The 24,558-nt window shown below is 38.7% G+C and carries 18 protein-coding genes and 1 riboswitch; of the genes, 5 read left to right on the forward strand and 13 right to left on the reverse strand.

Annotated features, from left to right (window positions below; genetic code table 11):
* From greA to rsmA, 5 genes are all read right to left on the reverse strand, one after another.
* Positions 1–453 (reverse strand): transcription elongation factor GreA (gene greA, locus QZT73_RS14935; protein WP_291789001.1); only part of this gene is annotated, 453 nt, incomplete at its 3' end.
* A gap of 156 nt (positions 454–609) precedes the next feature.
* Positions 610–1,554, reverse strand: coding sequence for an NAD(P)-dependent oxidoreductase (locus QZT73_RS14940; RefSeq protein ID WP_291789002.1), 945 nt, complete (start codon positions 1,552–1,554; stop codon positions 610–612).
* Positions 1,555–1,595: 41 nt separating this feature from the next.
* Positions 1,596–2,069: a hypothetical protein gene (locus QZT73_RS14945; protein WP_291781838.1), complete on the reverse strand. Its 474-nt coding sequence runs from the start codon at positions 2,067–2,069 to the stop codon at positions 1,596–1,598.
* A gap of 6 nt (positions 2,070–2,075) precedes the next feature.
* A complete protein-coding gene (gene mgtE, locus QZT73_RS14950) occupies positions 2,076–3,443 on the reverse strand; it encodes a magnesium transporter (RefSeq protein ID WP_291789005.1) in 1,368 nt (455 codons plus the stop codon).
* The gene (rsmA, locus tag QZT73_RS14955) at positions 3,431–4,213 is read right to left on the reverse strand and encodes a 16S rRNA (adenine(1518)-N(6)/adenine(1519)-N(6))-dimethyltransferase RsmA (RefSeq protein WP_291781844.1); all 783 of its coding nucleotides are present in this window, start codon (positions 4,211–4,213) and stop codon (positions 3,431–3,433) included. The genes mgtE and rsmA overlap by 13 nt, the downstream gene beginning before the upstream one ends.
* Positions 4,214–4,393: 180 nt before the next feature.
* Between rsmA and pdxA the strand changes: the two genes are divergently transcribed.
* A complete protein-coding gene (pdxA, locus tag QZT73_RS14960) occupies positions 4,394–5,419 on the forward strand; it encodes a 4-hydroxythreonine-4-phosphate dehydrogenase PdxA (RefSeq protein WP_291781847.1) in 1,026 nt (341 codons plus the stop codon).
* A gap of 360 nt (positions 5,420–5,779) precedes the next feature.
* Here pdxA and QZT73_RS14965 read toward each other — a convergent pair whose 3' ends face one another.
* Together QZT73_RS14965 and QZT73_RS14970 are read right to left on the reverse strand one after the other, a co-directional pair.
* Complete coding sequence (locus tag QZT73_RS14965; protein ID WP_291781850.1) at positions 5,780–7,117, reverse strand: S41 family peptidase; 1,338 nt, start codon at positions 7,115–7,117, stop codon at positions 5,780–5,782.
* A 47-nt stretch (positions 7,118–7,164) separates the two neighbouring features.
* On the reverse strand, positions 7,165–7,554 hold the full coding sequence (locus QZT73_RS14970) for a Dabb family protein (protein WP_291789006.1): 390 nt from the start codon (positions 7,552–7,554) through the stop codon (positions 7,165–7,167).
* Positions 7,555–7,631: 77 nt separating this feature from the next.
* On the opposite strand from QZT73_RS14970, the gene QZT73_RS14975 reads away from it, so the two are divergent.
* Both QZT73_RS14975 and QZT73_RS14980 read left to right on the forward strand, forming a co-directional pair.
* Positions 7,632–8,618, forward strand: a complete 987-nt coding sequence (locus QZT73_RS14975) for an aldo/keto reductase (protein WP_291781855.1) — start codon at positions 7,632–7,634, stop codon at positions 8,616–8,618.
* Between the two features lie 66 nt (positions 8,619–8,684).
* The gene (locus QZT73_RS14980) at positions 8,685–9,971 is read left to right on the forward strand and encodes a glycosyltransferase family 4 protein (RefSeq protein ID WP_291789008.1); all 1,287 of its coding nucleotides are present in this window, start codon (positions 8,685–8,687) and stop codon (positions 9,969–9,971) included.
* Positions 9,972–9,980: 9 nt separating this feature from the next.
* Here QZT73_RS14980 and QZT73_RS14985 read toward each other — a convergent pair whose 3' ends face one another.
* The 4 genes from QZT73_RS14985 to QZT73_RS15000 form a co-directional block, all read right to left on the reverse strand.
* Positions 9,981–10,454: a hypothetical protein gene (locus QZT73_RS14985; protein ID WP_291784614.1), complete on the reverse strand. Its 474-nt coding sequence runs from the start codon at positions 10,452–10,454 to the stop codon at positions 9,981–9,983.
* Positions 10,455–10,764: 310 nt separating this feature from the next.
* Complete coding sequence (metF, locus tag QZT73_RS14990; RefSeq protein ID WP_291784615.1) at positions 10,765–11,718, reverse strand: methylenetetrahydrofolate reductase [NAD(P)H]; 954 nt, start codon at positions 11,716–11,718, stop codon at positions 10,765–10,767.
* A complete protein-coding gene (gene metH / locus QZT73_RS14995; RefSeq protein WP_291789010.1) occupies positions 11,715–14,423 on the reverse strand; it encodes a methionine synthase in 2,709 nt (902 codons plus the stop codon). The genes metF and metH overlap by 4 nt, the downstream gene beginning before the upstream one ends.
* Complete coding sequence (locus tag QZT73_RS15000; protein ID WP_291789012.1) at positions 14,416–15,459, reverse strand: homocysteine S-methyltransferase family protein; 1,044 nt, start codon at positions 15,457–15,459, stop codon at positions 14,416–14,418. The genes metH and QZT73_RS15000 overlap by 8 nt, the downstream gene beginning before the upstream one ends.
* A gap of 56 nt (positions 15,460–15,515) precedes the next feature.
* Positions 15,516–15,616, reverse strand: a riboswitch (SAM riboswitch).
* A 169-nt stretch (positions 15,617–15,785) separates the two neighbouring features.
* On the opposite strand from QZT73_RS15000, the gene QZT73_RS15005 reads away from it, so the two are divergent.
* On the forward strand, positions 15,786–16,340 hold the full coding sequence (locus QZT73_RS15005) for a RidA family protein (protein ID WP_291789014.1): 555 nt from the start codon (positions 15,786–15,788) through the stop codon (positions 16,338–16,340).
* A gap of 4 nt (positions 16,341–16,344) precedes the next feature.
* Here the strand turns inward: QZT73_RS15005 and QZT73_RS15010 are convergent, their stop codons facing one another.
* Together QZT73_RS15010 and QZT73_RS15015 are read right to left on the reverse strand one after the other, a co-directional pair.
* Positions 16,345–17,652 carry a hypothetical protein gene (locus tag QZT73_RS15010; RefSeq protein ID WP_291784624.1) on the reverse strand — a complete coding sequence of 436 codons (1,308 nt, stop codon included), beginning with the start codon at positions 17,650–17,652 and terminating at the stop codon, positions 16,345–16,347.
* Positions 17,653–17,713: 61 nt separating this feature from the next.
* Positions 17,714–22,039, reverse strand: coding sequence for a PAS domain S-box protein (locus QZT73_RS15015; protein ID WP_291789016.1), 4,326 nt, complete (start codon positions 22,037–22,039; stop codon positions 17,714–17,716).
* A gap of 111 nt (positions 22,040–22,150) precedes the next feature.
* On the opposite strand from QZT73_RS15015, the gene QZT73_RS15020 reads away from it, so the two are divergent.
* Positions 22,151–24,313: a S9 family peptidase gene (locus tag QZT73_RS15020; protein WP_291789018.1), complete on the forward strand. Its 2,163-nt coding sequence runs from the start codon at positions 22,151–22,153 to the stop codon at positions 24,311–24,313.
* The last annotated feature ends 245 nt before the right edge of the window (positions 24,314–24,558 follow it).

A 24,558-nucleotide genomic window follows, 5' to 3' on the forward strand; every position in this document is an offset into this window, starting at 1 on the left:
CTCAAATTCGAGCATCCCGGCTGGGGCATTGATCTGGGCAATTTCCCCTTTAGTTTTACCTAAGAGTCCTTTCCCGAAAGGTGAAGCCAAAGATATTTTACCAGCTTTAAGGTCAGCTTCTTCTTCTGACACCAAAGTATATGCGACCGTCATACCGTTTTTGACGTTCTTGATTTTTACAGTACATAGAATCCCAACTTTGGAAGTATCCATTTTAGAGTTATCCATCACACGGGCATTCCCTACCACAGCTTCCAGTTTAGCGATTTTCAATTCCAATAAACCTTGAGCGTCTTTGGCGGCATCATATTCAGCATTTTCGCTCAGGTCTCCCTTATCTCTTGCTTCAGCGATTTGTTTTGCAATATCCGTACGGCCTTTGGTTTTCAGTTCATGAAGTTCGTCTTTCAATTTCTTCAATCCTTCTTCAGTGTAATACTGTATTTTTCCCATGGTATTAAAATTTTCTAAGCCTATGAAAAATAGAAGAAACGGTCCTGCTTTGCGGGACCGTTTCTTCTATTACAATTGTTATATTGTCAGACAAAGATAATTAAATCCAGTACAGAAAGCAATATGAGCCGATAAAGATTATAAAGGCAGGGCTGTTCAGGCGTTATAAATGATACCGCTCCCTTTTATCTTCTCTATGAGCACCTCATTGATCCTTTCATAAGACTGAAAGGTCCAACCGGCAATATGCGGGCTGAAAATCACATTTTCACGAGCTGCCAATTGCTCAAATTCAAGTTTTTGAGCAGGTGTATATGTATTGAATTTTTCGTTTTCCAAAACGTCCAGCACAGCCCCTCTAATGATACCTAAATCCAAGGATTTATTCAAAGTTGCAAAGGAAATGATTTCTCCTCTTGCTGTATTGATAAGGTATATGGGGTTTTTAAATTTTTGGAGAATTTTCAAAGTCAAAAAATTTCTTGTCTCCGGAGTTAATGGCACGTGAAGGCTCAAAACATCCACCTTATCCACCAGGTTTTCAAAACCTACTTCCTCCACAAATTTATCTCCAAATCCGGTTTTATATTTATCATAGGCCATAATCTGTACATCAAAGCCCCTGAGTTTTTTGGCAAAAGCAGAACCCATATTGCCATAACCAATAATGCCTACCGTTTTGCCTTTCAACTCTTCCCCTCTATTTTCCTCCCTTTTCCAAATCCCTTTCCTCACTTCCAAATCTGCTCTATTGGCATGGTTAAAGATAGCCAACAACCCTCCAATAGCATGTTCCCCAACGGCATCCATATTGCCTTCGGCGGCATGAAAAAGTAAAATACCTTTTTGCTCCAGAAATTCCAGATCAATTTTATCCAAACCTGCTCCAGCACGGCCGATAAACCTTAACCTTTCCGCTTTCTCAAGCAATTCTCTGTCAATCGGTGTTTTAGAACGGATGATCAAACCGACATATTCATGGATAATCTCTAAAATTTCAGCTCTAGAGATCTGTGGAGAATAATCTACCTGAAAGGCTTCATTCTCCAATAGTGGAATAATAGATAAGTGCATTTCATCTATAATTAGCACTTTTTTCATAGAATTGGAATAATTATTCATAGCAATCAAAACCTTAAAAATCAGGCCACTTGCTTGGCAAAAACAACATTATTTGCTCCCAAGTATTTAGTAAGTGCGCCAATGATGTCCTGGGAATCATCATTACCAAAGTGTTTTCCTAAAACGATCACCTCATAGCCCCCTTTTTTAAAATGGAATTTGAGCACAGGTCTTTTCACCAAGGCATTTCTTATAAACCACAATCCCAACCCCATCATTAAGAGGTAAAAAAGCAATAAAGTAATGGTCCAAATCCAACCAACCCCTTGATTGATGATAGGGAGACCGTAACGTTGTAATGGAATCAAGATCAACACGGAACTGATGAGCAAAAGCCCAATAGTAAAAGTGGATCTGGGATGCCTGGCTTTAACATCATCTACAATTTCAACCTTTTTTATTTTTTCCCAATCAATAAAATCAGATTGGGGTCTTTGAAATTGTATGCCTATCTCGGAAACTGTATACCAGCGTTGCTTTTGATTTGATTGCATAATTGATCACAATTTAAGCAAAGCGACAGCCACACCAAAATAAACCGCAAGACCTAAAAGATCATTGGCTGTGGTAATAAAAGGACCAGAGGCTATTGCGGGATTGATTCCAAATTTATCCAGTATCAAAGGCGTTACCGTACCCATAAAAGAAGCCAAGAGGACAACACAAAACATCGCTAGTCCAATGGTAAGCCCAAATATACTTTCAAAACCATATATAAAAACAACCACTCCAAAAACAAAACTGCCAAGAACAAGGCCATTGAGTAAGGCGATCAGCACGCCTTTTATAAACCGCTGCCATGGAGTATCATTGAATACAGACTTGGAAGCAAGGGTCTGAACGACTAATGAAGAAGATTGAATTCCCACATTTCCTCCAGTGGCTGCCACCAAAGGAATAAAAGATGCCAGTGCAATATATTTGCTTAAGCCTTCTTCAAAAAAGCTGATAATTTGTGCTCCCATCAGTCCTCCCATAACTCCGATCAACAACCATGGTAATCTTGCTTTGGAAATTCTGAAAATAGAATCTGATTCTTCGACATCCGCTGAAATACCTGACATGGCCTGAATATCCTCTTCTGATTGCTCCCTGATCAAATCAAGTATATCATCCACGGTAATCCTTCCTACCAACTTATTTTTTGCATTGACTACTGGTACTGATTCCAAGTCATACTTTCTCATGATTTCGGCAACATCTTCCCCATCCATATGAGTAGGAACAGATATCAAATCTGCTTCATAAATATCAGAAATCTTAGTGTCCGAAGATGCCAAAATGATTTTTTTCAGGGAGACTCTTCCCAACAAATGCTGTCTGTTATCCACTACATAAATGGAGTAAATTTTTTCTACCTTTTCTGCCTGCCTCCTGATTTCCTCAATAGTCTGGACAACGTTCCAATTCTGATTGGCTTTGATAAATTCTTTGGCCATTAGACCCCCAGCAGAATCCTCATCATAACGCAACAAATCCAGGATATTTGCAGATTTCTCCTTTTCTTGCAGGTAGGAAATCACATCTTCCCTTTCCTTGGTTGGCATCAAGATGAGTATATCCACTGCGTCATCTGAGTCCATTTTCTCAATCAGCGCTGCCAATTCAAAAGCTTGCATTTCCCTTATCACTTTCACAAGTGAATCTTCATCCAATTCAATGAGGATATCTGCAGCAATAGAAGACTCCAATAACCTGATCACATAAATAGCCTCTTCTAAATTGAGTTCATCCAGTAAGGCCGCAATATCTGCAACATTGGCACCATCTAATGACTCTATGATAAAGTCATTGTCCTTCTTTTCTATAGCTTCCCGGAGGCTTTCCAGGTACTCTTTGGATAGTTCAAATGATTTTATTGGTTCCAAGATTCCTGCAGTTTTTTGGTCAAGATAACAAATTCCTGAACATCCAGCTGTTCCGCTCTTTTATCCAAAACTGGATCTTCCTTCATCAATTCAGAAATCCCCAGCGGCTTAAGGGCATTCCTTAAGGTTTTCCGACGGGTCGCAAATCCCTGCTTGACGACCCTAAAGAACAATTTTTCGTCACAACCTAACTGTTCAATAGCATTTCTTTTTAACCTTATAACTCCTGAATTTACCTTTGGCGGAGGATCAAAAACTTCAGGAGCTACAGAAAAAAGATATTCAATATCATAATAAGCCTGTAGCAATACTGACAAAATTCCATAATCCTTATTGCCTTTGGGAGAAGCGATTCGCTGAGCAACTTCCTTTTGAAGCATACAAACCACTTCAGTCACATGCTTTCTTTCTTCTAGAATCTTAAAAAAAATCTGTGAAGAAATATTGTATGGGAAGTTACCAATAACGGCATAAGATCCTTTCATCAATATCGAAAAATCTTGCTTAAGATAATCTCCTTCGATGATTTTGGTTCCTAAATTAGGGTATCTTTGATGAAGGTAGCGTATCGACTCAGTGTCTATATCCACCAAATATAGTTCCCAATCATCTTCAAGCAGGAAGTCAGTAAGTACACCCATTCCTGGTCCAATTTCAAGCACCTTTTTGGTATCCAGATGACCTGTCAAAGCCCTGGAAATTTTCTCAGCAATACTGAGATCGGTCAAAAAATGTTGACCAAGGTGTTTTTTGGGTTTGACCTTCTGCATTGGATTTACTAAGATTATTTTATTTAAATTGCAATTCAAAAATAAGAGAATTCTCACAAAGGGCTACTATAATTTCAGAACTCATTCTTTTTATGTTTTTCATGACAAAAAAGAATGTATTTAAGCCTAAAGAAGATATAATTGAGAAAACGATTATTAAAACCAGTTATTTCAAAATAAATGAACCCAAGAAAAAATAAGCCTGTCATAGGTATAAGTATAGGTGACATCAATGGAATTGGACCAGAAGTAACCATCAAGGCACTCTTGGACAACAGACTCCAAAAATTAATCACTCCCGTCATTTACGCCCATGGCAAAGTACTTACATTTTATAGGAAACAGCTAGAATTCGAGGACTTTAACTTCATGCAGATCAGAAATATTGATGAAGTACACCACAAAAAAGTGAATGTTATCAATGTCATCGAAGAAAGCCCGGAAGTTATTCCTGGAGTGGAAACACAAGAAGCTGGTAAAATGGCCCTATCGGCTTTAGAACATGCCATCAATGACCTTAAAAGTGGAAAAATTGATGGTTTGGTTACAGCGCCATTAAATAAAAATAATGTCAACTCACCGGAAAAAAAGTTTATTGGCCATACGGAATACCTGACCCAGGCTTTTGAAAGTAAAGAAAGTCTGATGTTTTTGGTTGCAGAGGATATCAGGGTAGGCCTTGTTACAGGACACCTTCCATTAAGCCAAGTAAGCAATCATGTCACAGCAGAGAATATCAAAAGAAAACTGGATATTATGTTGAAATCTTTGAAAGAGGATTTTGGAGTTGATAAACCCAGAGTTGCTGTTTTGGGTCTCAACCCCCATGCAGGGGAAGACGGGCTACTGGGCGAAGAAGAAGAAAGCATAATCAAGCCAGTAATCAAAGAATACAAAGATAAAGGGCATTTGGTTTTTGGGCCCTATCCAGCAGATGGTTTTTTTGGTATGATGCACCAAAAGAAATTTGATGGGGTTCTTGCCATGTATCATGATCAGGGTCTTATCCCTTTCAAGTCACTTGCATTTGAAACCGGAGTAAACTTTACCGCTGGTTTGCCCATAGTGAGGACTTCGCCAGACCATGGAACAGCTTATAATATTGCAGGTAAAAAAATTGCTGAGGAAGGATCTATGAGAGCTGCTTTACTCCAGGCTTATGATATCATTAAAAACAGAGGAGATTGGGAGAACACTGAAGACTAATGCATATCCGTGATTTAACAGATATAAAATTATAAAAAAACCTTGATGCCGCTCAGATTGATATATAGGGGCTGCTGAAAAAGCCTCAGGTGCAACATATTCCAGGCGGCAAAGCGAAGATGTATTGTTATACTTCGAGCTAAAGCCAACGAAGAAGATGTTGTGCCTGAGGCTAAGCTATAAATATCATAATTTGATATTTTAGTGCCAAGGTTTTAACATATGTTGCTTAAAAACCTTGAACTTTAATCAATAATAATATTCTTTATGTGATGATTTAACGCCACTAAGATTTTTTTCAGCAGGCCCTAAATAAGCATCAAGGTATTTCATCTTTTATCACTTACATGATTCAACTCATCAATACATAGGAAACTCTTTTTGTAAGCCCTCAAAGGCATCAATCATTTCCCATACTGGTTTGAAATAGGAATTTATCATGCGCGCCGAAATCGAACCGTTACCCACATAATCCAGGGCAGCAGCCAATCTCATTTCATTCAGATCAGACCAATCTCTGGAAGGATCATCCCCAACTTGTATATCAACCGGAAAACCATCGAAGTAGTCTGCTCTTCCTTCTGCATTGGCTATAGCAAATGTAATGGGTACGAGCTCTACATCATTTTCACTCAAAACTCTGTTAAAGCTTGAAAGTGGGAAAGATCCAACCGGTTTGCCAAAAGTATTGTCTCCTATCAAAAACAAATTCATGTATGGCTCAAGACAATTGATCAACAATTCAGAGGCAGAAGCGGAGCTTCTTGAAGTAATAAAAATAATTTTATCCAATTCAAGTGACCCTTTTTTATTGAAATTTACAGTCCTGTTATTATCAAATTTGTTAGGATTGTGTCTATTGGTATACATAGCTCTGCCAGATGCAGATGCAGGTGCCAAATAGTTTAAAATCTGTTCCGTTACAGCCACGGATCCTCCACCATTATACCTCAGATCAATAATCAATTCATCAATTCCCTCTGATTCGAAGTATGCAAATGAATCCTCCACTTCCTGACTACGGGTAGGTGATAAACCTTGCGTAGCCCTGAAACTTTGATAGACCCAATGGCCTATTTTCTTGCCTCCTATTTCATAAACATCCTTGTGCAAAACCGAGTTGGTCTGAAAAGCAGCTTTATCAATAGTTCTTGTAGTTTCAGATCCGTCTGGTAACCTGAATTTGAAAGTATTTTGAACTCCAATGGTGTTTGGTCCTAAATCAAAGGAATAACTACCATTACTGTTTCTGTAAGAAGAAATAGGTCTGCCATTAATTTCGATAAACTCCCATCCCCTTCTCCAGCCATCCAGACCTGCAGGCCCACTATCAAAAACGAAAGCAACAAATAGTCTTTCATCCTGATCAAAACTAAAGCTGAATCCATGAGCACCGGATGCCTGACCAGTAAAGGCTGCATTGAACTCCGCCCTTGTGGTGAGGTAAGACCATCTGTCCAAAGGTCTAAATCTGAGTTGATCCAAAACCTCTTGATTATTGGAAAATTGACCCAGGTCCAAAGTAGCTGGAAGTTCATTTGTCCAATAGTACCACTCCCTCATACTATCAAAAATGGCCTTTTTGACAACATTTTCAACTTTTATTGGAGCTACATCATCCGTTTCTGGATTACATGCCGGAAAGAAGATGACCAAACTCATCAAAATTCCAAAAAGGCTAAATTTAATTCTTCGCATTTGTAACTTTATTTCAACCTAGAAAACAAGGCTATAACTTAAATGATTCATATTACAAAATCATATACTTTTACAGCTGACCATTTGTTTGAATTTTTTTCAATAAATTTTAGGTGCAAAGGGTCAACCTGGTAGGCATTCTGATCTTCAATGCTGTCAAAAAATAAGGTACATGCTACTTGATAGCTATTATCTACTACATCCCTTGCTTCAGTTGGTGCAGGAGTTCCTATATAAAATTTGTCAACTGTTTTACACTTGCCAAGTTGAGAAGCTTCTTTAATAAAATCCTTTACATCGACCCCATCATTTAACCAGAAAAATACCTGGTGGATCATTTTTTGTTTTTTCGCTTGTTCTGCCATAAGTTCAATAGGTAAACTGGCTGCAGCACCGGCTACAGTCAAGGTTTGTAGAAATTTTCTTCTTGATTTCATATTAATATTGTTAAAGGCTTTAAATATAAAAATTTAAATTGCCTGTTGAAACAAGCATATCAATAAAAGTCAATTCTATGAAGTACAGAAAACTGGGGAAAACAGGTTGGGATGTTTCAGAAGTGTCACTTGGTACATGGCAAGTCGGAGGTGGATGGGGAGGATCATTCGATGAGAAAACTGCTTATCAAATAATCCACAGTGCAATCGATCAAGGAATTAATTTCATAGATACAGCCGATGTCTACGATGGGGGGCTGAGTGAAAAAGCTGTAGGCAAAGTGATTGGGGAGAGAAAAGAAAAAGTTTTTGTAGCTACAAAATGCGGAAGGCAGATCAATCCACATAATAATGATGGCTATACCCCTAAAGTTCTCAAAAATTATGTAGAATCCTCACTGATGAATTTAGGATTAGAAACCATTGATCTGATTCAATTGCATTGTCCCCCCTCACCTGTTTACCAAAGGGATGAAATTTTTGAACTCTTTGAAAGACTAAAGGAAGAAGGTAAAATCCAAGCAATGGGTGTTAGTGTGGAAAAAGTGGATGAAGCAAAGGCTGCAATGAAATATGATATAGTTTCCAGTATTCAGATCATTTTCAACATGTTCCGGCACAAGCCTTTGGAAGAACTATTTACGGAGCCAAAAATTGGAGATTATGGCATAATTGCCAGGGTACCACTTGCAAGTGGCTTGCTGACAGGAAAATTTTCACCTTCTTCTAGTTTTGATCCCCAAGATCACAGAACTTTCAATAGAAATGGAGAAGCTTTTGACAAAGGGGAAACCTTTTCTGGAATTGATTATCAAAAAGGATTGGACGCAGTAGAAGAGCTTAGGGAAATCTTCAAAGGAAATGAACCTTTATTCGCCTGGGCCATACGCTGGATACTGATGTTTCCACAGATCAGTACAGTCATTCCAGGTGCTTCGAAAGTTGAACAGGTGAGGGCGAATCTACATGCCATGGATTTACCTTCAATTAGTGCTGGTCAAATGGAGGCGGTACGGGCAGTATACAACAAATACTTCAAGGCCGATATCCATCACCTTTGGTAAGCATTCTTTCTATGGGTGCATTTTTCTATATCTTAATCCTGAAGTAATTATAAAACCGATAAAACCTTGAGCCTTCGCCGCGTACTAATCATTACTTATTATTGGCCTCCATCCGCAGGTTCGGGAGTACAACGCTGGCTCAAGTTTGCCAAATACCTACCGGAATACGGCTGGGAACCGGTGATTTTTACTCCTGAAAACCCGGATTTTGAGCTGAAGGATCCTTCCTTGGAAAAAGATATTTCCCCTCAATTGGAGGTGATCAAATTCCCTATATGGGAACCTTATGGGATTTTCCGTAAACTCAAATCAGCCCCCTCAGGAGACCCCGCAAAGATTTTAGAAAAGAAAGAAAAATCAGTTTTGGACCGGCTCAGCATTTGGTTACGGGCCAATTTACTTATCCCTGATCCTAGGGTATTTTGGGTTAAACCTTCGGTAAGTTTTTTGGAAGAAGCCATAAAAAAAGGTCAGTATCAAGCCATCATTACCACAGGGCCACCCCATAGCATGCATTTGATTGGATTAAGGTTGCATGAAAAAACAGGTATTCCTTGGCTGGCAGATTTTAGAGATCCCTGGAGTCAATGGGAATTTCTGGATACCTTGCCCATGCTGCCTTGGGTACGCAAGTACCACCGAAAACTCGAGCAAAAAGTGCTAATGCAAGCCAATGCCATAACAACCATTAGTCCTACCTTCCAGAAAGACTTAGCCAATCTAGCTCAACGAGAAATTCATCTCCTAACTAATGGTTTTGATGGAGCTGATTTTCCTAAGCAAGCAGAGGTAGACTCCTTGAAAGAAAAGGATATCGAGATCGTATATTCAGGGGTAATTGATGCCATTCGTAACCCCCTACCCTTCTTGGATGCATTCAAGAAAGCCTTTGAAAACAATTCAAAAACAGTTCGGTTGAGATTTGTTGGCAAAGTTTCCCTCACTGTTGAAGATTACGTAAAGAAGGATATTTGGCTCAAGTCCCATGTGGAGTTTGTAGGATATGTATCCCATCAACGGGTTTTTGAATATTATCAATCATCGGATTTACTATTACTGATTCTGACCATTACAAAAAACGCCAAAGGAAATATTCCGGGCAAACTTTTTGAATACCTGGCTAGCGGAAAGACCATCATCGGCTTGGGAAATCCTGAGGGAGATGCAGCGACCATTATCAATCGGGCTCAGGCCGGTAAAGTCTTCCAAGCAGACCAAGTGGAAAAGATTATTACATTTTTGCAAGAGTTTAAACCCTCTGAAAAGGCAGAAAACAAAATTTTGATCGAGAACTATTCAAGAAAAAACCTTTCAGGTCAACTTGCTAAAATCATGGAAAAATTAGTGCAGTAAGGTTAATTTCTATTTGACCCTAAACCTCAATCCTTCAAACACAAACTCCCGATCATCACTCAAGGTGATTTTCAAGTTTATATCAAGACCTGTCTCTTCCGAAGGCTGTTCTTTTATGCGAATATCTAATGGAATTTGTTCCAAAAAATTAAATCGATAGCGAATCAAAGATTCAAAAGATGTATCAGAACCGAATCCTGCCACTCTAAAAAGGTCAGTAATTTCCTCAGTTTCACGAATCATACGTCCATTCCAAAAGAAAGCTGTATTTGAGATGAATTTGATGGACTTCAAAGGATGTGCGGAACCTGGAGGAATAGGAGAACAGGCAAAGGCTTGTGAAAAAATAGAAAAACTGGGGGTGGTAGAAGCAGCATGAGTATACGTAACTTCACTGGGCAATACTCGAATGACCAAATCATCTACTGAATATCCTTGATCGGGGTCGGCATCTTGATTATTGGCAATTATTCCAACTATCATCGAATCGATTACAAAATTTCTCGGAGTAGGTAATCTTCCACATGCACATTCATCAAAGCAAAACAAGTCACATGAAACGGGAAATAATCCCATCATGAATATAAAAAAAAAGAAAAAGGCCTTATTTAGTTTCACAATAGCTTACAAAGAAATGAATTTACAACTAATGCCTATTGTAAACTATTTTCAAGCCAATATTTTTCCTAAAATGTAATTACAATAGTCAGAATTATGGATTTCAAAGTCTTTTGATTGAGCTGAAAGCTCATAAATCAACAGTCCAGAGTTAAAAACTATTGACAACGGCGATTTAAAACACCTCCTTGGCAATCCTATACGTTGCCTCCGCCTTACTCATGGTGTAATAATGCAAGACTGGCACCCCATTGGCAATCAACTCCTTACTTTGTTCAATGGCCCAAGCCACTCCCACATCTTTCACCTCTGCATTGGTTTTGCATTTCTCCAATTCATCCATTAAAGCATCCGGCAAATCCAAGAAAAAAGTCCTCGGTAACATGGTTATCTGTCCCAAGGTCGTTATCGGTTTGATGCCTGGGATGACAGGAACTGTGATTCCTAAGCTTCTAACCTTTTCGACAAATTCAAAGTATTTTTTATTATCAAAAAACATTTGAGTTACAACGTACTCTGCACCGGCATCCACTTTTTCTTTAAGGTACTTCAAGTCAAATTTCATACTCGGGGCTTCGAAATGCTTTTCAGGATAACCAGCTACCCCAACACAAAAGTCCGTGTGAAATCCTGTTTCAGTTTCTTCATGCAAATACCTTCCATGATTCATATTGACAATTTGCTTCACTAAATCTTTGGTGTACGCATGACCATTGGGTTCAGGGATAAATTTATTTTCACTCTTGGGTGCATCGCCTCTCAAAGCCAGGATATTCTCGACTCCAATAAAATTAAGATCTATCAGCGCATTTTCAGTTTCCTCTTTACTAAATCCACCACATAATAAATGTGGTACGGCTTCAACTTTAAAACGGTTCATGATGGCCGCACAGATACCCACTGTTCCAGGTCTTTTTTTTGTTGACACTTTTTCAAGTAATCCGCTGGGGTGTTTTTTATAAATAAATTCTTCTCTGTGATAGGTCACATCTACAAATGGCGGATTAAATTCCATTAAAGGCTCAATCCCCTCACAAAGATCTTTAAGACTTTGACCTTTCAATGGTGGTAAAATCTCAAAGGAAAAAAGCGGCTTCTTGGCCTGTTCGATATATTCCGTTATTTTCATAATTCTTGTTCTTGAACTTTTAAAGATGGCGAATACGCCAAGTTGGGTGAAAGCCACTTTTCAGCCTGAGCCTTGCTCACGCCTTTCCTCATAGCATAATCTATCACCTGATCTTCTCCGATTTTTCCCAATCCAAAATACTTACTCTCCGGATGACCAAAGTAAAACCCGCTTACTGAAGAAGTAGGGTACATGGCAAAACTATCCGTCAAGGTGATCCCTATGTTTTGCTCAACCTTCAAAAGATCAAATAAGGTTCTTTTTTCTGAGTGTTCAGGACATGCAGGATACCCGGGTGCAGGACGAATACCTGCATATTCTTCTTTAATCAGCGCTTCATTCTCCAAAAATTCAGAAGGGGCATAGGCCCAAATTTCTTTTCTGACAAGCTCATGCAGGTATTCTGCTCCAGCCTCCGCAAGACGGTCAGCCAAAGCTTTCAACATGATGTCATGATAATCATCGTGACTCTGCTGAAACTCCTTTAATTTTTCCTCGATTCCCCAACCTGCAGTTACCGCAAAACCTCCAAAATAATCGGTCTTTTCGGGATGGATATAATCTATAAGTGACCTATTTGGAACTCCTTTACCTTTTTTTCCTTGCTGGCGCAGAAAATGGAATACAAAATCCTTGGACATCCCCAAAACCCGGAGGTCATCCCCATCCCTTTTAACTGGGAATAGTCCCAATACAGCTTTGGCCTGTAGCCAGTTTTCTTTGATAATCCTATCCAACATTTGATTGGCATCTTCAAACAAACGCTTGGCCTCATCTCCTACTATCGGGTCTTCCAGGATTTTAGGGAATCTCCCTGATAGCATCCATGTACTGAAAAAAGGTGTCCAATCTATGTATTTCCTTAAAATATTCAGATCCAGACTTTCCACAACAGTAAGCCCTTCTTTGGCAGGTACTATAGGCTCATAGGCATCCCAATCTATAAATACAGGATTACTTTTTGCTGCATCATAGCTAACCAATTGTTTGACCTGTTGTTTGGCTTCATGCGCTATTCTCAAGTCCCTATACAATTGCTTTATTTCCTGGTGATAAGCAGCTTTGGTTTCTTCAGAAATCGCTTCACCAGCTATAGGAACGGATTTGGAAGCATCGGTAACATGAATAACAGTTCCACTGTAAACAGGATCTATTTTAACAGCCGTATGAATTCGGGAGGTGGTTGCGCCACCAATTAAAAGCGGGATTTTCAAACCCATTCTTTCCATTTCTGAGGCTACATGGACCATCTCATCCAAGGAAGGGGTGATTAGGCCACTTAAGCCGATAATGTCCACCTTATTTTTAACAGCTTCGTCAATAATCTTTTGGGCATCAACCATCACGCCCAAATCAATGATCTGGTAACTGTTACAGGCAAGGACAACACCGACAATATTCTTCCCAATATCATGAACATCTCCTTTGACCGTAGCCAATAAAATCTTTTTAATACTGCTTTGTTCCTGATTATAATCCAAATCTCCAACTTTGGGCATAAAGGGCTCCAAATAAGCTACAGCTTTTTTCATTACCCTAGCAGACTTGACTACCTGGGGTAAAAACATTTTACCTTCGCCAAAAAGATCTCCCACTACGTTCATGCCATCCATCAAAGGGCCTTCAATTACTTTGAGCGGATTTTGGTACTTCAATCTTGCCTCTTCTGTATCTTTAATTATATGATCAATTATCCCCTTTACCAAAGCATATTCAATTCGTTTTTCAACAAGCTCTTCTCTCCAAATTTCTGAAACCACTTCTTTCTTTCCATCTGATTTGACCGTTTCTGCAAATGCCAACAAGGCTTCGGTGGCATCTTCCTTCCGGTCAAATAAAACATCTTCCACTTTTTCCAATAGGTCTTTTGGAATATCATCATAAATTTCCAACATGGATGGATTGACAATTCCCATATCCATGCCATGTTTGATTGCGTGATAAAGGAAAGCTGCATGCATGGCTTCTCTCACAGGATTGTTTCCCCTGAATGAAAAACTTACATTACTCACTCCACCGCTGACCTTGGCACCTGGGAGATTTTCCTTGATCCATTTGGTCGCGAGGAAAAAGTCCAAGGCATTTCGTCTATGCTCATCCATGCCCGTGGCTACAGGAAAAATATTGGGGTCAAAGATGATATCATCAGGGTTAAAGTTGACCCTATTGACCAATATCTCATAACTCCTTTTACATATTTCAACCCTTCTTTGGTAAGTATCTGCCTGCCCTTCTTCGTCAAAAGCCATGATTACTACAGCAGCTCCAAATTTTTTAATGGTTTTGGCTTGGTCTATAAACTCCTCTTCTCCGTTTTTCAGACTGATGGAATTGACTATTCCCTTTCCCTGAATGCATTTTAATCCGGCAAGAATAATCTCCCATCTGGAAGAATCCACCATTATGGGGATGCGGCTTATTTCTGGTTCGGAGGCGATAAGGTTCAAAAATTTCTGCATGGCTGCCACACCATCCAGCATTCCCTCGTCCATACAAACATCTAAAATCTGAGCTCCTCCCCTGACCTGATCCAATGCAACTTCCAAAGCATCATCATATTGACCATTGAGGATCAAGCGTGCAAATTTTTTGGATCCGGTTACATTTGTTCTTTCGCCTATGTTTACAAAGTTGATTTCGGGGGTGAAAACCAATGGTTCCAAGCCCGATAATTTCAATGTATTATGTTTTTGGATCTTACTCATCTCCCGTGTTTACTAATTCAACTTTCCTTGGCTGGTACTTTTCGGCTAATTTGGCGATAGCAGCAATATGCTCGGGGGTAGTCCCACAGCAGCCGCCCAGAATATTGACATGGCCCTCTTTCAAGAATTCCTCCACCTGATTTGCCATTTCTGTGGCTCCTTGATCATATTGGCCAAATTCATTTGGAAGGCCGGCATTGGGGTAAGCGGAGACAAAAAACGGTGTATTATCTGCCAAAACTTTCAGGTAAGGGCGTAATTCCTTCGCCCCTAAGGCACAATTCAAGCCCACACTAAATAAAGGAACATGGGATACAGAAATCAGGAAAGCTTCAGTGGTTTGTCCTGACAGGGTCCTCCCTGAAGCGTCGGTAATGGTACCTGAAATCATAATGGGTATGCCTCCTTCTTCAGGATTTAAGGGTATATTTCTTTCCTCGAATACTTCCTGAATAGCAAATAATGCTGCCTTGGCATTCAGCGTATCAAAAATGGTCTCTACCAATAAGATATCTGCTCCTCCATCCAAAAGGCCTTTGACCTGCTCTTTGTAGGCTTCGGCCAACTGATCAAAACTAATGGCTCGATAACCGGGGTCATTCACATCAGGAGAAAGAGAAGCTGTTTTGTTGGTTGGCCCCAAAGCTCCTGCAACAAATCGGGGTTTATCAGGGTTTTTTAATGTAAAAGCATCTGCTACTTCTCTCGCTATTTTTGCCGATTGAAAATTGATCTCGTATGCAAGATGCTGGAGTCCATAATCCTCTTGGGCTATGGAAGTTCCGCTAAAAGTATTGGTTTCAAGAATATCAGCACCAGCATCCAAATAAGCAGCATGGATAGCTTTGACCACATCCGGTCTGGAAAGAGATAGCAGGTCATTATTGCCCTTTAACGGTTTCGGATGATCAGCCAAATCAGGTGTTCTAAAATCTTCTTCTGAAAGTTGATACCGCTGAATCATAGTACCCATGGCACCATCTAGGATCAACACTTTTTTCTTTGCTATGGAAAGTAATAACTCGCTTCTGTTCATTTGATCTGAATTAAAAAGCTTATGCGAGAATAACCGGTCGAAAAAGAAAGTTCTTCCGCTCATCTTTTTCCGGCGTTTCCGGAAGGGGAATTAGCACCTTGCAATTCAGGTTGCTAAGACGTCGTAGGGCCCATCCCTCGGTCTTTCTCGATAAGCAAGCTCAAAGTTAAAGCCTAATCTTGAATTTTATTCATTTTTTTTAATTTTCTTCAAAATCAGCTTATCAAAAATCAATAAGGACAAGGGCTTTTAACAAATTCCATATTTTATCTTAAAATTTGATTTACGGAATTCATACGTTAATTTAGAAATAAAAAACATTGCTCATGAAAATATCAATAATTGCTCTTTTATGTATTAGCCTGATGAGTTGTAACCCGCAATCTTCCAGTTTACATGATCTGAAAACATCTGATTCATGGAATCCGGAATTAAAGTTGGAAGAGTTGGGTATTGTACTCCCTGATCCAAGTTCTCCAGTGGCCAATTACGTAAATGCGGTACGCAGTGGCAACCTATTGTTCTTAGCTGGAAAAGGTCCAAGTCTCTCAGATGGTTCTTACATAACAGGTAAAGTAGGTGAGGATCTTGATATTGAAGAAGGCAGAGAGGCTGCACGCTTGGTGGGAATAGCCCAATTAGCAGTATTAAAAAAAGAGTTGGGTGACCTCAATAAAGTGAAAAGGATCGTAAAGGTATTGGGTATGGTGAATTGTGGGCCGGATTTCAACCAACAACCACAAGTCATTAATGGCTTTTCTGATCTCATGGTCGAAGTTTTTGGGGAAAAAGGCAAACATGCGAGATCTGCGGTAGGTTTAAACTCCCTTCCCATGAACATTGCTGTGGAAATAGAACTGATTGTAGAAATAGAAGACTAGATCATCAAGGTCTTATTCCAACACTGAATTGAAGATAAGGATTGGCCATGTATTTGAACATGGGCAATCCTAGAAAATTATAGGGCGTAAGCGGGACTTCATATCCGGCATGAACACCCAAAATAAAATCAAATATTTTTCTTTTGGAAAGGGGAAATCCATAAGTAAAAAAAACTTCGGGTTTTCCCATAGCCCCAAAACTTCTTAACCGTCCATCAAAGTCAGGTTCTTCAAAAAGACGAGGGAAATCCGGTTTATCTATTGAGGTCAGGGTATACCTGAGGTTACCCAAACCCAAACCAAGCAGTGCCCCCATTTCAATATTCCTTAAATCAAGGAACTTCATTCCACCATTAGCATAGACTCTGACAGAGTTAAGTGTATGGTTTTGAGTTGCTGAAGCCTGTCCCCCATAGCCTAAGTTGAATACATCCACTCCATAGAGTAGCTCTCTGCTGTAACCCATGATTTTTAAACCCCAATTGTTAGGTCTGCCAGAAAACGGGCGCAGACCATTGTCCTCGAGATGCGAATTAAGTGCATCGGGAGTGGTAAAATGCAGCCCGTATAAGAAGTGAGCGCCTATGGTAGCATCCTTATAAAAATAACTATAATCCGGTAAAGTCAACCCAGCCCCAAACCTTAAAAAAGCGCCAGACTGAATATTACCGAAACTTATCCCATTTTGACTCCACGAATCTTCAAAAGGACTAAAAGAATATCCAAATTGCCCTATTAAAGCCATCGCCTCATCCCTCCCAGGTATGGGTACATCATAGCTCAGATGAAACCCAAATTCAGTCAAAAAGCCTCTGAATTGTAAGGAACTCTTATGAATATTACCATCCCTAAGAATAAAACCCTGCTGAGGAGAAGTTAAAAAGGCATCTATATTTCCTGCTTCATTTTCTCTTAGCATTTGGAAATTTAAGAATCCTGAACCCACTGCCATATAGTGGATCAACTGAAATCGGCCTTCCTCAGTAAAAGCAAAACCAAGATTAAGCATGAACCGAGTAGTCCTGAAATCAATATCGTAACCATTAAATCTTGAGGCAGGTCCAGGATTTTGAGATAACTCCAGTCCTACAATGAAATCATTGTATCTTGCCTGATAGCCTAAATTAAAGTTATTGTACCCTTTTCTCATTGGGCTTAAACCCTTGTTTTCCAACATATCATTGAACTCACGGAGATTGGATCCTGTATTTCCATAAGTAAAATACATTGTAGACCTATTGGTATTGGGCCCTTGTGCAAAAAGTCCCATTTGTAAAAAAAACGTAATCAGCAATAAAGGAATAAACTTCATAGACAGGTGTTTCACCTCAAAAATAAAGCATAATGGCATATTTATCTCCTATACTTTAAAATTATCTGTTCAAATACTTTATGATCTTGGCATAAAGGTTGTCAGGATTAAATGGTTTGGGAATAAAGTCATCCATTCCTACATCTTCCAGTTGTTGTTTCACATCAATCAAAGAAGATGCCGTTAATGCTATAATCGGTAAGCTACTCTTGATCGGGTCTTGATGAGCTCTCACATATGCAGCAACCTCAAATCCATCCATTTCCGGCATTTGAAGGTCCAATAATACCAAATGAAATTCTTTGGCATCAAATTCCTTTATGGCTACTTTGCCATTTTCCGCTATCACCACCTCCTTCACACCCCATTTTATCAAAAATTTATGGATCATCATTTGGTTGACAAGATTATCCTCAGCCACCAATATTTTCGCTGACTTTAAGTCTTTTTCTGTAGATTCAATTCGCTGAAAGTGAATATCAGAAAAGGCTTTGATTTTTTTAAACCGGATTACAAAAGTAAACAAAGTGCCTCCACCGGATCTTGGTTTCACCTGTATATCTCCACCAAATAAGGCAACCAGTTTTTTTACTATTGCCAATCCAAGACCTGTACCCCCAAATTTCCTTGTTGTTTCTGCACTTGCTTGGGTGAAAGCTTCAAAAATAGATTCTAATTTATTTTCAGGAATTCCAATTCCTGAATCTTCAAAATCAAATTTAATCGCTATTTCCTCTGAGTCCTCATCAATTCTTCTTAAAGCAATCCTAATGAAGCCTTTAGGAGTAAATTTGACGGCATTTGAGACCAGGTTGTTAACAATTTGTCCCAGTCTTACTGGATCACCCAATAACTTATTGGGTATTTCATCATCATATTCCAGAATGATGTCCAATGCTTTTTCTTTGGCTTGGTAAGAGTAGGAGTGAATAATCCTGTTGATGACATTTTTAATTTCGAAATCAACATGTTCCAACTCAACCTTTCCAGAGTCTATTTTGGTATAATCAAGAATATCATTGATCAATCCCAGTAAATTTTCTGCAGAAAACTGCAAAGTTTTCAAGTTTTCCAATTGGTCAGGTCTAGGCTTGTCATCGATGAGTAAATGGGCCATGCCTATTACTGCATTCATAGGAGTCCTGATCTCATGGCTCATTATAGAAAGAAACTGAGATTTGATCTTGGATGCTTGTTCTGCTTTTTCCTTTGCCAAAAAAAGTTCTCTTTGTGCCTCTTTCAAAAAAGTAATGTCCCTTGCTATGCCATTATAGAAAATTTGATTGTTCTCTCCGGTTACAATTTTCCCATTTGAACTAAAAATCCTATAAACACCATCTTTCCTCCTTAATTTAAATTCCAAATACTGATTTTGTTCGAGAAAATGAAGGGAATTGGTCGCAAGTTCAGCAAGTTCAGAAGTGTCACTTTCATGAAGAAAATCGGTTAGTTTATGATTGAGAACTTCCTCCAGTTCATACCCTAAAAACTGCTTGATATTAGGGGAAATATAAGTAATGGTGAAATCTGTATTTAAAGAAAAAATGATTTCTGTGGATTCTTCCACAAGCCTTCTGTATTTCTCTTCGCTTTTTTGAAGATTTTCTTTCGCTTTGTATTCTTCATTGATATCTCGAATTATACCCAATGCATATTCAACTTCTCCTCCATGAAAAATCGGTTTGACGGTCATTTCATAATACCTCCTTCTGAAAACCAATATTTTATTGATGCCTTTTCTCCTAAACAAGGCCTCCTTAACCGCAGGTTCAATCTCACTCAGGTTGGAAGTATGCACTTCTGCCAAAGTTTTTCCTTCAAAATCTGAAGGTTTCATACCCCAATCATTTAAGGTTGGGCCTTGGGCTACAATGTAGCGAAGATCTTTATCAATAAGGAATACACTGATATAAGGAATATTTGAAGCCAATACACTGTACCTCTCCTGACTTCTTAGAATTTCTTCTCTGGTCTTCTTTTTTTCCGTAATGTCCTGAAGGATACCTTCATGCAGAACTACTTTTCCTTCCTGATCTAGCAATTCCCTTGATTTGTCTTCCACCCAAAGGTAATCTCCATCTCTTTTCCTGATTCGATATTCTCCCGAGTATGCAGGAATACCCTTTTCATCCCCTGCCTTAAGATGAAAATTCATCAATACTTTCAAGTCATCAGGGTGGATCAAATCAAGAATATTCACTTTATCGATAAGATCCTGTGCACGGTATCCAAACTGATTGATATTTTCAGAGATGTATAGAATTTTGAAATCATCATTTGGGTCAATTGTAAATAGCACCGCTGGACTATTTTCAACCACCATTTTGGCCCTTTTAGCAAGCGCTTCCTGCTTTCGAAAAACAGAAAGATTTCGGATTAAAAAAGAATAGCCCAATTTATTGTCCTCATCATTTAAAAACGGCTGAATGGATACATCATAGGGCTGCACGGTCCCATTAAATGGCTTAAGATTTAATTCCTTTTTAAATACCTCTGACTTTTTTAAAAGCATAATTTCAGATTTGATGCCTTCTACATCCTCAGAAAGGAAATCAAAAAGATCAAAAATCAAACCTATATATTTCTTGTTCTGTGCAACATTACATTCATATTTGGCTGCCTTGTTAAGGTAAATAACGTTCCAATCGCTATCTGTTACAAAAATCGGATCGTCTACTTGTGCCAGGATTTGAGATTGGAGTTTGAGGTAATTTTCAGCATCTCTTTTGTGGGTAATATCAGTACAGTTTCCAAAAATTTCAATTTCACCGGATCTTTCTAAATCCCTGACCACAATATTATAACTGATCGTCTTCAGTCTACCATTAGGTAATTTAAGTGAAAATTCACCTTCACCTCCTTGCTTATCAAAAAAAGCCATTTTAACTTTTTTCAAGAGTTCTTTTTTGTCTGATTGATCAATAAGTTTTATCAATTCACTGATTTCCACACTATTGATTTCATCATTCAATTCAAAAATCTTATTTAGACCTTTAGAAAAAACCAGTTTGTTTCTGGACTCACTGTAGCGCCATGAACCGGATTTAGCAAGTATTTCTGTAGAGGCCAAAAGCTTTTCGTTCCTGTCCAAACTTTTCCTGATGGCTCGATTGCTGAAACTTCCTGCATAGATATCTCCCAGCTGTCGCAAGACATATTCGTCTTTTTCAGTCCAGGCTCTTTTTTCCTTTACTGCATCAAGTCCAAAAAAGCCTACCAGTTTGTTTTCAGAAAAAATGGGAATCAAGAGTACAGATTTGATTCCTTGATGTCGGTATACCTCTTGCTCTCTGGTCAAAGTTTTGGGCATATTATCAACATCAGGAATGACCAGAATCTCTCCTTTACGGAGTGTTTTCATGGTGTAAGCCTCTTCTTCTATATCAATATATTTAAGTTCATCGATCTGCGGATCAATCCCTTCATTTGTCCATTCATAAACATACTCCATTGTTTCCAATTCAGGGTGTATAAGAAAAATATAGGCCCTGTCTGCCATTTCAAACTCTCCGAGCATTTGAAGCGATTCTTGGAAGACAATGTCTAATTGTTGAATATCAGCATTGACAAATTTAGTTGATATTTTATTGATCAACTTTTCCAGTTCATAACGTTTTTCAAGAGATATTTTTGCCAAATGATAGTCAGTAATATCTCTTGCACTGAAGAGAATACCCTCCACGTCAGGATCATTAAATAGGTTCTTGGCATAACTTTCCAAGAAAACTTTCCGGCCATCAGGACGCTTTACCCAAAAATTTATTTTAATCTCATCATTTCCATCCCAAAGGTCATTCAAGTCTCCTTCTACTATTTGTATCAATTCCGAATCGATAAAAGCATCAACTGATTTGCCAATGACATCTTCAGGGTTGACTCCTAACTTATCGATAATGGAAGCACTGATAAATTTGTAGACCTTGTTACTGTCCAAAATCGCCAACATGTCGTGGCTATTTCTGAGTATGGTCTCAACAAACCCCAATTCTTCTTTAGCGCTTATTGAGTCACCAGCTTCCTTTCCGGAATACATAAACTCACCTAAGGTGACGTGCCTTTTTCCCTTAGCCAGGCAATACCGCTTTTCAGTGTTAGAGGAAAGATTTACAAAAGTCCATTGGAATCTGTTCAGTATACTATTTTTTCCTTTTAGTGCCCGCAAAAAATCGGATTTCGGAAGTTCTCCCCCTAAAAAAAATCTATACATTTCATTTTGGCTCACTCCACTATTGACAAATTCCTGCCATTTTTTGAATTCAAACTGAAAATTATCCAGCCAGTATTTATTGACAAAAACAATCTGATCTTCACTGAAAACAATCATTGGATCATGAGATTCATCAAAAAAACTGAAAACAGAAATATCCAATTTTTCAAAATAAGCCATACGGTCCTGTAAAATTTATGCCTTTACAATTTTAATCTTTTATTTTCACAGTCTAGTCTAAATTTCAATCTAAATATATTCAGTTGCAATTCCATAAAAACAACCAATAAAATGAAACTAAAAATAAGCTTATTTCTTACCCTATGTATCAGTTGGCATGTACAGGTTTTCAGCCAAAATGTCGAAATTATAAATATCACCGATTTGACAAAAATCGTAAGCACGGGCAACCACACCTTGACTAATAATGGGGATGAGGTATTGTACCTTAAAAAATATATAACTTCAGAATCTGAAAACCAATATAATTACAAATCACAAATCTGGATTTCAGATTTAAAAGGCGAAGGGGAAGGACGACCGTTGTCTTCATCAGAGTATAATATCTCTTCATTTGAACTTTCTCCTGATGGAGAGAATATAGCTTTTGTAAGGTCAAAAGACGGACAAAGCCAAATCTGGATACTTCCCCTAAAAGGAGGAGAAAGTCAGGTGGTGACTTCTGAAAAATATAATGTTTCTAATCCTGTTTGGTCTCCGGATGGGAACAAAATTCTTTTCAGCATTACCTTTCCTATTTGGGCAATTGAAGGAATCCCAGATTGGGATATGCAAAGACCCGGAAGAGAATATGGAGATGAGCCTAACTACAAAGCTATTGATAAAGGGCTGGCCAAAGAGGAAATCAAGCCTAATCCTGATGGGTCATTAGAAGAATTGAGGGCTTTTTTAGCAAAAAATGCGAGTAAAAACGATCCAAAGGTAATTGATAGATTGAACTTTTTGGGAGAAACAGATCTCAGTCCTGACCTCTACTTTTCCCATTTGCATATATTAGATATAAAAAGCAAAAAGACTGAACAGGTCACAGATGGTTTTCAAAGTTATTTTGGAGCGAGCTGGTCTCCGGATGGAAAGTACATTCTTGCTTCCTCACTCAAAAATACAGAACATCCTGATCTTACCAATCATACAGAAATTTGGAAAATCAATTTAGAAGATAAAAAAAGTGACGTTTTTTTCTCTCTGGAAAATCACCGCGTTGGAAACCCTGTCTTTTCTCCAGATGGAAAATGGATTGCTTTTGGTGGACAAAATATGACAGAGCCTTCATACAATATGTCAATGATTGGAATCATCCGGCCTGATGCTTCTGGTTTTCAATGGATAACCAAAGAGCTTGACAGAAGTGTATCCGGCCTGAAATGGGTTGATGATAGCATACACTTACTATTTACCGGTGCCAACCAAGGGGGTTTTAGTCTTTGGAAAGCCAATATCAACAAGTCCAAAATTGAGCCTGTGATATCGGGTCCAGTGGGTGTGACGGGATTTGATACGAAGGGTCAAAAATTGGTATATGCCCTGACCAAGGTTGAAAATCCATCTGAAATTTATTCAGCTGACCTCAGCAACAGCAATCCAAAGCAAATAACAAAATTCAATGAATCGTGGCTTGCTGGAAAAAAGATTTCCAAACCTGTGGCACATCAAATGATCACAGAGGATGGATATAGCATTGATTATTGGGTGATGGCACCTGTTGATATTAAACCGGGAGAAAAATACCCTACAATTCTAAACATGCACGGTGGGCCTTCTGCAATGTGGGGGCCTGGTGAATTTTCTATGTGGTATGAATTTCAGGTCATGGCAGCCAAGGGATATGGACTGGTCTATGCCAACCCTAGAGGAAGCGGTGGTTATGGTAAGGCATTTCAAAAGGGAAATTTCCAAAACTGGGGAGATGGTCCGGGATCTGATGTATTGGGAGCACTGGACCAAGCTGGAGAAAACTACGATTGGATAGACAAAGACCAATTATTCCTTACAGGAGGGTCGTATGCAGGGTATCTCACAGCCTGGATAGTAGGACATGACCATCGTTTCAAAGCTGCTTTTGCTCAAAGGGGCGTGTATGAATTGACTTTTTTTATGGGAGAAGGGAATGCTTGGAGATTGGTACCCAATCATTTTGGTTATCCTTGGGAAGATGAGATCAAAGAAGTATTGGATTATAACAGCCCACAAACATATGTACAGAATATCCAAACACCATTATTGATCAAGCACGGAGACTTGGACTTGAGAACAGGTGTAAGGCAATCTGAGCTCTTGTATAAAAGTTTGAAAATATTGGGCAAACCCGTTGAATATGTTAGGTATCCCGGAGAAGGTCATGAGCTATCAAGGTCAGGCGCTGTTCATAGGCGACTTGATCGGATGGGGCGAATCATTGAATTCTTCGAGCGGTACACCAATCATGCCAATTGAAAATCAGGAAACCTTTCCTAAACTACCAAAAAATAATCCAAGGGAGTGTTTGCATTTAACCACTCCCTTGGATTATTTCGATAAAAACTAATTTTAATTTATTCAATCTTTAATCAAATTATTGAAGTTGTAATTTTTATTTTTATAAAAAAACATATTTTTTATTGAATAATTAGGGTATTTAGTCACAAAAAATACCTAATGTTAGGTATTTTTCCAAAAGATTAAAATCGCTAAACTTGATA

Source organism: Cecembia sp., from assembly GCF_007126775.1.
GTDB lineage: Bacteria > Bacteroidota > Bacteroidia > Cytophagales > Cyclobacteriaceae > Cecembia.